Below are 11,998 nucleotides of genomic sequence, written 5' to 3'. Positions count from 1 at the left end.
GGGTTCCGTTGTTGTTTTTGTTCGCACCGCCGGCGACCGCCAGCGGTGAGAGAAGACCCTTACGCGCGAAATGCTTTGGAACGTTGTTCCATTCGCTGGCGGACAGTGTTGCTGGCCTTTCCCGCATCCGTCAATCAGAATGGAACAGTGTTCCGGCAACCAGGCGACCGGCGGTCCCATGGAAAAGAATCAGCAACTCGGCAATGACATGGTCAGCGCCGTCGGGCGCACCCTGGCGGTGCTCGAAGCCCTCGGCGAGCGCGAGGACGACTGCGGCGTCTCGGAGCTGGCGCAGCAACTGGACCTGTCGAAGAGCACCGTCCACCGCTTCCTGCAGACGCTCAAGGCCCTGGGCTATGTGGTGCAGGACGCCGAAGACCGCTACCGCCTCAGCGTCAAGCTGTTCGAACTGGGCGCCCGCGCCCTGCCCCAGCTGGAGCTGGTCCGCGAAGCCGAACCAGGCATGCGCCTGCTCAACGACCTCACCGGCGAGACTGTCCACCTCGGCATCTTCGACGAGGGCGCCATCGTCTATGTGCACAAGCTCGATTCGCGCTACACCCTGCGCATGTATTCACGCATCGGTCGGCGGGCTCCGCTGTATTGCACGGGAATCGGCAAGGTGCTGATGGCCTGGCGCCCAGAAGCCGAGGTGCGGCAGATCCTCGCCCAGGAGACCTTTGTCCGTCGCACGCCCAACACCCTCGACAGCCTGGCCGCCTACCTCGCGGAACTGGCGCGGGTTCGTGAGCTGGGCTTCGCCGAAGACCACGAGGAATTCGAGGCCAACATGAGGTGCCTGGCGGCGCCGATCCGCGATCGCTTCGGCCAGGTCATCGCCGGCCTGAGCGTGTCCTTTCCCTGCTTCCGCTTCCGCGAAGACCTCAAGGCCGAGTACGTCGAGCAGATGCTCGCCACCACGGCGCGCATCTCGGCGCAGATGGGTGCCCCGGCCGGCTAACGCCAGCCGGGATCGTCGCTCCCACGAGGGCACTGATTCGAGCGTCCAGCCATAGTCAGACCAATGGTCCTATGGCCGGCTCGGCCTTAAGCCGCCGCTAAGCCACCCCCTATAGCGTGTGATGCACATCACAACTCCAACCCGGTGTCCCACCGGGGCTACCCTCACGGTGACTGTCATGATGATGCGCACACTCAAGGTGGGTCGCCGGTCGGCCTTGGCCTTCTCGATTATCGTAGCAATCGTCATCGCGCTCGGGGCTATCGCCCTGATCCAGATGCGGCAACTCAGGCAGTCGGAAATCGAGGTGGAAACGGACTGGATGCCCAGCGTTCGCCAGGCCGGCCAGATGACCGCGGCGCTGCTCAGGTTGCGCCTCGAAAGCCTGAGAGCCCTGGGCACCCGGGACCCCGCGCGCCAGCCGGAAATGGCCATGGCCCTGGTCGATCTGCGCAGCCGCTTCGCCACCGGGGTAAAGGACTATGCACCCCTGGTGTCCAGCGATGCGGAGCAGCGGCTGTACCAGGCGGTACAGGACGGGGCCACGGCTTATCTGGGCCTGCTGGACAGCTTCGAGACCCTTTACCGGACGGGGGATCTGCCCGGTGCCGAGGCCCTGGCCAACGGTGGCATGCGCGCGGCCGCCGACCAGTTGCAGACGCAGATCGAAAACCTGGCCGCGCTGAATGACCGGGGCGCCGTCGCCTCCGGCATCGAAGCGGGACGGATCTACGACCACGGCCTGGCCTGGGTCGCGGGGCTGATCCTCGCCACCCTGCTGGCCACCATCGCCCTGGCCTTCCTGCTGACGCGCAGTATCACCCTGCCCATCGGCGAAGCCCTGCGCATCGCCCAGCGGATCGCCAACAAGGATCTTGCCGAAGACATCCAGGTCACGGGTCGCGACGAGGCCGCCGGCCTGCTGACCGCCCTGGCCGACATGCAGGCCAATCTGCGCGATACCGTGGCCCATCTGGCGGACAGCTCCAGTCAGTTGGCCGCCTCCGCCGAGGAGATGACCGCGGTGATCGACGCTGGCAATCGCGGCCTGCTCAGGCAAAACGACGAGATCGGCCAGGTGGCCACCGCGGTGACGGAAATGAGCGCCGCGGTGGACGAGGTGGCGCGCCACGCGGAGGAAAGCGCCGGCGCCTCGCAAAGGGGCAGCACCCTGACCCAGGCCGGCCTGCAACACGTGGCCGCGACCCTGACCGCCATCGAACGGCTGGCTACCCAGGTCGATCAGAGCAGCGGCCAGATCCAGACGCTGTCGGGGCGCGCCCAGGCCATCAGCAACGTGGTCGACGTCATCCGCGCCATCGCCGAGCAGACCAATCTGCTGGCGCTCAATGCCGCCATCGAAGCGGCACGCGCCGGCGATCAGGGTCGCGGCTTCGCCGTGGTCGCGGATGAGGTCCGCGCCCTCGCCCACCGCACCCAGCAGTCGACGCGGGAGATCGAGGCCATGATCGGCACCATCCAGCAGGATTCGACGGACGCGGTGAAGGCCATGCAGCAGAGCAGCCAGACCGCCGAACAATCCCTGGCCGTTGCCCGGGAAGCCAACGGTGCCTTATTGGCCATCGCCGGAGCCATGAACGGCATCGACGAGCGTACGGCGCTGATCGCCACGGCCGCCGAACAACAGGCCCTGGTGGCCAAGGACATCGACCGGGGCCTGATCAGCATCAAGGACCTGTCCGACCAGACCGCCGCGGGCGCCAGTCAGACCTCCAGCGCCAGCAATGAGGTGTCGCGCCTGGCGGCCGGTCTCCGTCAGGTGGTGGCGGAATTCGTGATTTGACCGGGGCCGGCGCTGGCCGCCAAAACGGCGCCAGTCCGCGAAGGATCGGCCGGCCTTTTCTCCAGGCACAAAAAAAAGCTGCCCTAGGGCAGCTTCTCTTGCGTCGTTCGGGCAGTTCAGAAGACCCGGAACGACTCGTATGGCGCGGCGGACGGGACTCGAACCCGCGACCCCCGGCGTGACAGGCCGGTATTCTAACCGACTGAACTACCGCCGCGCATTGCGTGCACCTTGCGGAACACTTCCCGAAGAGTTTGGTGGCTGATGACGGGATCGAACCGCCGACCCCCTGCGTGTGATGCAGGTGCTCTCCCAGCTGAGCTAATCAGCCATCCCCTTCGGGTGACGCGCATTCTCCTCGTAGCCCCTTGATCCGTCAAGGATTTTTCCAATTTTATTTTTTACGGGCGCTATTCCAGGTAGATCATCTTGCGGGTCATGCCGCCGTCCAGGGTGATGGCCTCGCCGGTGATGAAACCGGCGTTGCCGCCGAGCAGCCAGGCCACGCAGGCCGCCACGTCCTCCACCGTCCCTACCCGTCCGACCGGATGCTGCTCGTGGTCGGCGGCGGACAGCGGTTCGGCCTCGCGGACATGGGCATCGCGCGCATCGATCCAGCCCGGGCAGAGGGCATTCACCCGCACTTCCGGGCCCAGGCTGACGGCCAGGGCATGGGTCAGGGCCAGCAACCCGCCCTTGCTCGCGGCATAGGCTTCGCTGTGGGGCTCGGACTGCCGGGCGCGGGTCGAGGCGATGTTGACGATGGCGCCCTGCTGCTCGCGCAGATAGGGCGCGCAATGCTTGGCCATCAGCATGGGGCCGTCCAGATTCACCCCGAGCACCTTGCGCCACTCGGTCAGCGCCAGGCTTTCCAGCGGCTGGCCCTGGGCGGTGGCGAGACCGGCGTTGTTGACCAGGGCGTCCAGCCGACCGAACTGGCCGATCACCTGGGCCACGGCGGCCTCCACCTGACCCTCGTCAGCCACGTCCAGAGCCACGAACCAGGCGCGCTCGCCGAGTGCGGCGGCCACCTTGGCGCCGCGCTCCTGCTCGATATCGGCCACCACTACCCGCCAGCCTTCGGCTATTAGCCAGGCGGCGATACCCAGCCCGATCCCACGCGCCGCGCCGGTGACCAGGGCGACACGCAGCTCTACCGGTGCGAACGTCAGACTCATAGCGCCGCCAGTCCGCGGGCCAGGTCCTGGCGCAGATCGCCCAGGTCTTCGAGACCCACGGCGATGCGGATCAGGCTGTCGCTGATCCCGGCATTGGCGCGCTCGGCCGGCGACAGTCGCCCGTGCGAGGTCGTCGCCGGGTGGGCGATGGTGGTCTTGGTATCGCCCAGGTTGGTGGTGATGGAGATCATCCGGGTGGCGTCGATGAAGCGCCAGGCGGCGTCGCGCCCACCGGCCACCTCGAAGCTCACCACGGCGCCAAAGGCGCTCTGCTGGCGGCACGCCAGCTCATGCTGCGGATGGCTTTCCAGGCCGGCATAGTGGACCCGCTCGACGCCGGGCTGGCCTTCCAGCCAACGTGCCAGCTCCAGTGCGGTCTGGCTGTGCGCCTGCATGCGGATCTTCAGCGTCTCCAGGCCCTTGAGGAACAGCCAGGCGTTGAAGGGACTCAGGGTCGGGCCCGCGGTACGCAGGAAACCCACCACCTCTTTCATCTGCTCGGCACGACCGGCGACCACGCCGCCCATGCCACGACCCTGACCGTCGATGTACTTGGTCGCCGAATGGATGACGATGTCGGCACCCAGCGCGAGCGGCTTCTGCAGCGCCGGGGTGCAGAAGCAGTTGTCGACCGCCAGCAGCGCGCCCCGGGCATGGGCGATCTCGGCCAGGGCGGCGATGTCCACCAGCTCGGCCAGGGGATTGGACGGCGACTCGACGAAGAACAGCCGGGTGTTCGGCTTGCAGGCCGCCTGCCAGGCGTCCAGATCGGCCAGCGGCGGATAGTCCACCTCGATGCCGAAGCGCTTGAAGTACTTCTCGAACAGGCTGATGGTGGAGCCGAACACGCTGCGCGAAACCAGCACGTGGTCACCGGCGCTGCACAGACTCATGACCATGGCCAGGATGGCCGACATGCCCGAGGCGGTGGCCACCGCCTGCTGCGCGCCTTCCAGGGCCGCGATACGGGTCTCGAAGGTACGGACCGTGGGGTTGGTATAGCGTGAATAGACGTTGCCCGGCACCTCGCCGGCGAAGCGCGCCGCGGCATCCGCGGCGGTCCGGAACACGTAGCTGCTGGTCAGGAACAGGGCTTCGCCATGCTCGCCTTCCGGCGAGCGCTGCTGCCCTGCCCGCACCGCCAAGGTCTCGAAGGCCGCGCCCTCGAGATCACTGTCCAGGCGTCCGGCATCCCAGTCTTGGCTCATGTGCAGCTCCTTAGTCGTTGTAGAGATCGATGATGGCGCTGACCGCCTTGTGCTTGACCTTGGCCGCGTCGTTGCGCGCCTGTTCGATCCGGTTCAGATAGGCGGCATCGACGTCGCCGGTGATGTACTCGCCATCGAACACCGCGCAGTCGAACTGCTCGACCTTGGGTGCCTTGCGGGTACGCACGGCTTCCTGCAGGTCCTGCAGATCCTGGTAGATCAGCCAGTCGGCGCCGATCAGTTCGCCGACTTCCTCGGTGGTGCGGCCGTGGGCGATCAGCTCGTGCACGCTGGGCATGTCGATGCCGTAGACGTTGGGGAAACGCACCGCCGGAGCCGCCGAGCAGAAGTAGACCTTCTTGGCGCCGGCTTCGCGGGCCATCTGGATGATCTGCTTGCAGGTGGTGCCGCGGACGATAGAGTCGTCCACCAGCATCACGTTCTTGCCGCGGAATTCCAGTTCGATGGCGTTGAGCTTCTGGCGCACCGACTTCTTGCGCGCGGCCTGGCCGGGCATGATGAAGGTTCGGCCGATGTAGCGGTTCTTGACGAAGCCCTCGCGGAACTTGACGCCCAGGTGATTGGCCAGCTCCAGCGCCGCGGTGCGGCTGGTGTCCGGAATCGGGATGACCACATCGATGTCGTGTTCGGGGCGCTCGCGCTGGATCTTCTCGGCGAGCTTCTCGCCCATGCGCAGGCGCGCCTTGTAGACCGAGATGCCATCGATGATGGAATCCGGACGCGCCAGGTAGACGTGCTCGAAGATGCAAGGCGCGTATTGCGGATTCTGCGCGCACTGGCGGGTGTAGAGGCGACCGTCTTCGGTGATGTACACCGCCTCGCCCGGCTCCAGATCACGGATCAGGGTGAAGCCGAGTACGTCGAGGGCGACGCTCTCGGAGGCGATCATGTACTCCACGCCGTATTCGGTGTGACGCTGGCCGAAGACGATGGGACGGATGGCGTTGGGATCGCGGAAGCCGACGATGCCGTAGCCGGTGATCATGGCCACCACGGCATAGCCGCCACGGCAGCGCTCATGGACCTCGGAGACCGCGGCGAAGACGTCGTCCTCGGTCGGCTGCAGCTTGTTGCGCACCGCCAGCTCGTGGGCGAAGACGTTGAGCAGCACCTCGGAATCGGAGGTGGTGTTGACGTGGCGCAGATCGGATTCGTAGATCTCGCGGGACAGCTGCTCGACGTTGGTCAGGTTGCCGTTGTGCGCCAGGGTGATGCCATAGGGCGAGTTGACGTAGAACGGCTGCGCCTCGGCGGAGCTGGAGCTGCCGGCGGTGGGATAGCGCACGTGGGCGATGCCCATATGGCCGACCAGGTGCTGCATGTGCCGCTGCTGGAAGACGTCGCGGACCAGGCCGTTGTCTTTGCGCAGGAAGAGTTTACCGTCCAGGCTGGTGACGATACCGGCGGCATCCTGACCGCGATGTTGAAGGACGGTGAGCGCGTCGTACAAAGACTGGTTGACGTTCGTCTTGCCCACGATACCTACGATGCCACACATGTGACGCGACCCCACTGTTTCAAGTGATGCGACGGCGGACCATCGCAGGATGACCCCGCAAGGCGAGGCCTGGAAAAGCGTTCAAGGAGCCTTGGGCCCCAGCTGCGGCAGCAGTTGCAGACTGGGCATGGGCGTCGCGCCCAGCCACTGGCCGGCAAAGCCCAACAGCAGATTCTTCGACCAATCGGCCACCAGCAGAAAATGTGGAACCAGCACCGACTGCTGCCACCAGCCATCCTGCTGGACCGGCCCCAGGCTCAACAGCCCCACGGCCACGGTGATCAGCAAGGCACCGCGGGCAGCGCCAAAGGCCATGCCGAGAAAGCGATCGGTGCCCGACAATCCGGTGACGCGGATCAGTTCGCCAAGCAAGAAGCTCACCAGGGCACCCACGAGTAGCGTCAGCACGAAAAGAATGACACAGGCGGCGATCACTCGCCCGGACGGCACCTGAATATAGTCGACCAGATAGGTGGACAGTGCCCCACCGAAGACCCAGGCCACGCCACCGGCAACGATCCAGGTGGCCAGTGACAACGCTTCCTTGACGAAGCCGCGCCTGAGACTGATCAGGCTGGAAACGATGACAACGGCGACGATCGCCCAGTCCACCCAGGTGAAGCCCACGGCAAGGTCCACTTACAAAAAGGCCCTGCATTCTAGCAGAGCCTTGTGACCGGGTTAACCGCGCTCCGGCTGAAAGCGCACGACGAAACCCTTGACGCCATTCTGCTTGTTGAGCTGATCGCGCAGCCGATCCGCCTCGCTGCGCTCTATCACCGGCCCGACGAAGACGCGATTCATGCCGTCGGCGGTGCGCACATAGGCGTTGTAGCCCTGGCTGCGCAGCTTGGCCTGCAGGGCGTCGGCGCTGGGCCGGGACGACAGGCTGGCGAGCTGGACCGACCAGCTGTTGGGCAGATTGGCCGCGCCCAGCCGCGAGTCCGGCTTGGCCGCCGGCGCCGGTGTAGCTGCGGGTGCTGCCGGCGCGCTTGCGACGGGTGCAGGGGTGGCGGGCGCCTTGGCGACCGGCGCGGCAGGCTGGGATTGGGCAGGCGCGGGACTTACCGGCGCATTCTGCGTCGGCGCCTGGCCGGCGGTACCGGCAATGGGGGTCTGCGGCTTGCCGAGCGGCTTGGCCGGCTCGTCCGGTACCACCACCACGGGCGGCGCCTCGGGCGTCTGCACCGGCTGCACCTCGGTCGCGGGCACCGTGGGTGCGGCCGGCTGGGGCGGCGCCTCGACCGCCACCTTGCGGGCGTCGTCCTGGCGATTGAAGAGCATGGGCACGAAGATGATGATCAGCGCCAGCAGCACCAGCGCTCCGATGACTCTTTGCTTGAGCATGGGTTATGCCTCCGCGGATTCGGATGGGGAAGAGAGCTGCGCGAGCACCTCGGCGACGCTGTAGAAGGAGCCGAACACGACCACCTCGTCGTCGGCCGCACTGGCGGCCAGTTGCGCCTCGAAGGCGGCCAGCAGGGAGGCATGGGCCTCGGCCTGGACACCGCGTGCGGCCAGCAGTGCGGCCACCTCGGCACCTTCGCGACTGCGCGGGGTCGGCAGGGTCGCGACAGCCCAGCTGGCGAACAGGCCCTCCAGGGGCGCCAGGATGCCGTCCAGGTCCTTGTCGGCCAGGACGCCGAACACCGCGCGACGCACGCCGGCGATCGGCTTCACGGCCAGGCGCCGGGCCAGGTACTCGGCGGCATGGGGATTATGGGCCACGTCCAGCAGGACGCTACGGGTCTCCCCTGCCCACTCGACCTGGCGGCGATCGAGTCGTCCGGTCATGCGCGTCGCCTGCAGGGCCGCCGCGATCTTTTCCGGCAGCCAGGGCTGGTCGAGCAAGGCGTAGGCCTGCAAGGCCAGGGCGGCATTTTCCATGGGCAGGTCGAGCAACGGCAGACCGGGCAGCGCCAGGGCGTTGCCCTGGGCATCGCGCCCGCGCCAGAACCAGCCGGCGCTCTCGATCTGCAGGTCGAAGGCTTCGCCGCGCAGCAGCAAGGGAGCACCCAGGCGCTCGGCGGCTTGGATCAGTGGCGCGGGGGGCTCCAGATCGCCGCAGAGGGCCGGCTTGCCGGCGCGGAAGATACCGGCCTTTTCCACGGCCACGCTTTCGCGGGTATCACCCAGCCATTCGGCGTGGTCGAGGCCGATGCTGGTGACCAGCGCCAGATCGGCGTCGATCAGATTGACCGCGTCCAGGCGTCCGCCCAGACCGACTTCGAGGACGGCGACGTCCAGCCGGGCACGCTCGAACAGCCAGAAGGCCGCCAGGGTACCCACTTCGAAATAGGTCAGGCTGATCTCGCCCCGCGCGGCTTCCACCGCGGCGAAGGCGGTGCACAGATCGCTATCGCTGGCCAGGGTGCCGTTCACATCGACGCGCTCGTTGTAGCGCACCAGATGCGGCGAGGCATAGACGCCGACCTGCTGTCCGCTGGCGCGCAGCAGACTGGCGAGAAAGGCGCAGGTGGAGCCCTTGCCGTTGGTGCCGGTCACGGTCACCACCCGCGGGGCCGGCCGGGTCAGACCCAGCCGCTGCGCGACCTCGCGCACCCGGTCCAGGCCCATGTCGATCGCCGACGGATGCAGCTGCTCGAGATAGGCCAGCCACTGCGCGAGGCTGCGCGAAGCCATCAGGCCGCCGGTACCGGCTGGTGCTGGAAGGTCGCCAGCAGACGCGCCAGGCGATCACGCAATTCCTTGCGCGAGACGATGATGTCGACGGCGCCGTGCTCCAGCAGGAATTCGCTGCGCTGGAAGCCTTCCGGCAGCTTTTCGCGCACGGTCTGCTCGATCACGCGCGGACCGGCGAAGCCGATCAACGCCTTGGGCTCGGCGACGATGACGTCACCCAGCATCGCCAGACTGGCGGAGACGCCACCATAGACCGGATCGGTCAGCACCGAGATGAAGGGGATGCCCTCTTCGCGCAGACGCGCCAGCACCGCGGAGGTCTTGGCCATCTGCATCAGCGAGATCAGGGCTTCCTGCATCCGCGCACCGCCCGAGGCGGAAAAGCAGATCAGCGGGCAACGCTCTTCCAGGGCCACATTGGCCGCGCGCACGAAGCGCTCGCCGACCACGGCGCCCATGGAGCCACCCATGAAGGAGAATTCGAAGGCGCAGACCGCCACCGGCATGCCCTTGAGGGTGCCGCGCATGGAGATCAGGGCGTCTTTTTCGCCGGTTTCCTTTTGCGCGGCGGTGAAACGGTCCTTGTACTTCTTGCTGTCGCGGAATTTCAGGCGGTCCACCGGCTCCAGCTCGGTGCCCAGCTCTTCACGGCCCTCGGCGTCGAGGAAGATGTCCAGTCGGCGCCGCGCATTGATGCGCATGTGGTGACCGCACTTCAGGCACACGTCCAGGTTCTTTTCCAGCTCCGGACGGTAGAGGACCGCTTCGCAGGCCGGACACTTGTGCCAAAGACCTTCCGGCACCGAACTGCGCTTCACCTCGGACCGCATGATGGAAGGAATCAGTTTGTCGACCAGCCAATTGCTCATGCATCTCTCTCCACTTGCATGGGCTCCCAGCGCGACCGCGGCCGCGCCTTCCTTGAGCATCTGTAATAGGTTCGGCAGCGCCCGCTGTTGCCCGGGCCGCTACCCTGTTGTCTCATGCCGACTCCCGGGGAGTCGGACGGCAGGCCCGCCAGGGCGGATCTGCTTGAATATGTCGCAGGTGTGGACGGCAACCACCCGACGAGGGTCACATCAGGCGACCGGCGCACCCCGCACGGCCGCCACGAAACGCGCGATCTCGGCGGCATCCTTGATGCCCTTGGCCTGCTCTACGCCGCCGCTCACGTCCACGCCATAGGCGCGGGACGCGGCGATGGCGGTGGCGACGTTGGTCGCGTCCAGGCCACCGGCCACGATCAGCGGCAGCGACAGATCCCGGGGTACCCGCGTCCAGTCGAAGGCCTGACCGGTCCCTCCGGGTACGCCGGCGACATAGGTGTCGAGCAGCAGCCCGCGGGCGCCGGCATGGTCCCGGGAGATGGCGGCGAGGTCGATATCCTCGCGCATGCGCAGGGCCTTGATATAGGGACGGCGATACCGGGCGCACTGCGCCGGGGTCTCGTCGCCGTGGAATTGCAGGAGGTCCAGGGGCACGGCGTCCAGCGTCTCCTCGATCTCGCAGGGCGAGGCATCGACAAAGAGCCCGACACTGGTGACGAAGGGCGGCAGCGCCGCGACGATCTGGCGCGCCTGGGCAGCGCTCACCGCCCGTGGGCTGCGCGCATAGAACACCAGGCCGATGGCATCGGCGCCGGCGGCCGCGGCGGCCAGCGCATCCTCGACCCGGGTGATCCCGCAGATCTTCACTCGAACGTTAGCCAAACCGGAATGACCTCGTTCCAAATCGATGGATGTTAGCAGACCACCCGCGCAGCGTCAGCCTTGGGGGTCATCCAGCTCGGGGATGTGCCCCAGGAACAGCGGACCCAGCGGCCGCTTGGGCACCGGCGTGCTCTCGGGATATTCGGCGTCCACCAGGTAGAGGCCGTATGGGTGGGCGGTTACGCCACCCAGGCGCCGCTCCCGCGCCGCCAGGACCTCGGCGACCCACTCCACCGGTCGCTCGCCACAGCCCACCGCCATCAGCACCCCGGCGATGTTGCGCACCATGTGATGCAGGAAGGCGTTGGCGCGGATGTCCAGCACGATCAGCCGCCCGCTCTGCCAGAGGCGCAGGTGGTGGATGGTCTTGATCGCCGACTTGGCCTGGCAGGCCTTGGCCCGGAAGGAGGTGAAGTCATGGGTACCGAGCAGCACCTGGGCTGCCTCGCGCATGGGCTCGATGCGCAGCGGACGGTGATTCCAGGTGACCTCCTCCGCCAGGTGCGCAGGCCGGATCGGATCGTTATAGATCACATAGCGGTAACGCCGCGCCATGGCGCTGAAACGGGCATGGAATTCGTTGCTGACCGGCTTGACCCAGGTGACGCTGATGTCGGACGGCAGATTGGCGTTGGTGCCCATCACCCAGGCCTTGAGTGGCCGCGCGACCGGGGACTCGAAATGCACCACCTGGCCGGTGGCGTGCACGCCACAGTCGGTACGCCCGGCGCAATGCAGCGCGATGGGCGCCGCGGCGACCTCGGACAGGGCGTCTTCCAGGGTCTCCTGAACGGAGCGCACGCCCGGCTGCTGGCGCTGCCAACCGCGATAGCGGGCGCCCTTGTACTCGACGCCGAGCGCGATGCGCTGCGGCGGGACGATGATGGTGGGGTCTAGAAAATCCAAGGCGACGGCCAGGCGAAAAAAAGGGGAGGCAGCTTATAGCGCCTCCCCTCCTCTGCCAAGTCCGGCCAGC

General features: G+C 66.9%; 11 protein-coding genes, 2 tRNA genes and 1 pseudogene. 3 read left to right on the top strand and 11 right to left on the bottom strand.

Going from position 1 to position 11,998, the window contains the following annotated elements:
• The first annotated feature begins 178 nt into the window (after positions 1-178).
• The 3 genes and pseudogenes from kdgR (at position 179) to PSEK12I1_RS25360 (ending at position 2,765) form a co-directional block, all read left to right on the top strand.
• On the top strand, positions 179-961 hold the full coding sequence (kdgR, locus tag PSEK12I1_RS0115035; RefSeq protein ID WP_027599650.1) for a DNA-binding transcriptional regulator KdgR: 783 nt from the start codon (positions 179-181) through the stop codon (positions 959-961).
• A 121-nt stretch (positions 962-1,082) separates the two neighbouring features.
• Positions 1,083-1,910 (top strand): annotated as a pseudogene (locus PSEK12I1_RS25365) (MCP four helix bundle domain-containing protein); the annotation flags it as partial.
• Positions 1,902-2,765, top strand: a complete 864-nt coding sequence (locus tag PSEK12I1_RS25360) for a methyl-accepting chemotaxis protein (RefSeq protein ID WP_371099737.1) — start codon at positions 1,902-1,904, stop codon at positions 2,763-2,765. The pseudogene PSEK12I1_RS25365 and the gene PSEK12I1_RS25360, both read left to right, overlap by 9 nt.
• A gap of 140 nt (positions 2,766-2,905) precedes the next feature.
• Here the strand turns inward: PSEK12I1_RS25360 and PSEK12I1_RS0115025 are convergent.
• The 11 genes from PSEK12I1_RS0115025 to truA form a co-directional block, all read right to left on the bottom strand.
• Positions 2,906-2,982 (bottom strand) — tRNA-Asp (locus PSEK12I1_RS0115025).
• Positions 2,983-3,020: 38 nt separating this feature from the next.
• Positions 3,021-3,096, bottom strand: a tRNA-Val gene (locus tag PSEK12I1_RS0115020).
• A gap of 79 nt (positions 3,097-3,175) precedes the next feature.
• Positions 3,176-3,943 (bottom strand): SDR family oxidoreductase, encoded by a 768-nt coding sequence (locus tag PSEK12I1_RS0115015; protein WP_027602056.1) that lies wholly within the window; start codon positions 3,941-3,943, stop codon positions 3,176-3,178.
• On the bottom strand, positions 3,940-5,151 hold the full coding sequence (locus tag PSEK12I1_RS0115010; RefSeq protein WP_027602055.1) for an O-succinylhomoserine sulfhydrylase: 1,212 nt from the start codon (positions 5,149-5,151) through the stop codon (positions 3,940-3,942). Before PSEK12I1_RS0115010 ends, PSEK12I1_RS0115015 begins: the two co-directional genes overlap by 4 nt.
• Positions 5,152-5,161: 10 nt before the next feature.
• Positions 5,162-6,670, bottom strand: coding sequence for an amidophosphoribosyltransferase (purF, locus tag PSEK12I1_RS0115005; RefSeq protein WP_007158654.1), 1,509 nt, complete (start codon positions 6,668-6,670; stop codon positions 5,162-5,164).
• Between the two features lie 81 nt (positions 6,671-6,751).
• Positions 6,752-7,297, bottom strand: a complete 546-nt coding sequence (locus PSEK12I1_RS0115000; RefSeq protein ID WP_007158655.1) for a CvpA family protein — start codon at positions 7,295-7,297, stop codon at positions 6,752-6,754.
• Between the two features lie 54 nt (positions 7,298-7,351).
• Positions 7,352-8,017 (bottom strand): SPOR domain-containing protein, encoded by a 666-nt coding sequence (locus PSEK12I1_RS0114995; protein ID WP_027599653.1) that lies wholly within the window; start codon positions 8,015-8,017, stop codon positions 7,352-7,354.
• A gap of 3 nt (positions 8,018-8,020) precedes the next feature.
• Positions 8,021-9,313 (bottom strand): bifunctional tetrahydrofolate synthase/dihydrofolate synthase, encoded by a 1,293-nt coding sequence (folC, locus tag PSEK12I1_RS0114990; RefSeq protein ID WP_027602054.1) that lies wholly within the window; start codon positions 9,311-9,313, stop codon positions 8,021-8,023.
• The gene (accD, locus tag PSEK12I1_RS0114985; RefSeq protein ID WP_007158658.1) at positions 9,313-10,182 is read right to left on the bottom strand and encodes an acetyl-CoA carboxylase, carboxyltransferase subunit beta; all 870 of its coding nucleotides are present in this window, start codon (positions 10,180-10,182) and stop codon (positions 9,313-9,315) included. Before accD ends, folC begins: the two co-directional genes overlap by 1 nt.
• A gap of 210 nt (positions 10,183-10,392) precedes the next feature.
• Entirely contained in the window at positions 10,393-11,022 is a 630-nt protein-coding gene (locus PSEK12I1_RS0114980) for a phosphoribosylanthranilate isomerase (protein WP_027602053.1), read from the bottom strand.
• A gap of 54 nt (positions 11,023-11,076) precedes the next feature.
• The gene (gene truA, locus PSEK12I1_RS0114975; protein WP_007158660.1) at positions 11,077-11,928 is read right to left on the bottom strand and encodes a tRNA pseudouridine(38-40) synthase TruA; all 852 of its coding nucleotides are present in this window, start codon (positions 11,926-11,928) and stop codon (positions 11,077-11,079) included.
• Between the last annotated feature and the right edge of the window lie 70 nt (positions 11,929-11,998).

The organism is Pseudomonas sp. MOIL14HWK12:I1, from assembly GCF_000510705.1.
GTDB lineage: Bacteria > Pseudomonadota > Gammaproteobacteria > Pseudomonadales > Pseudomonadaceae > Chryseomonas > Chryseomonas oryzihabitans.
The sequence above is the reverse complement of the archived record's forward strand: the minus strand, read 5'-3'. Positions and strand labels throughout refer to the sequence as shown.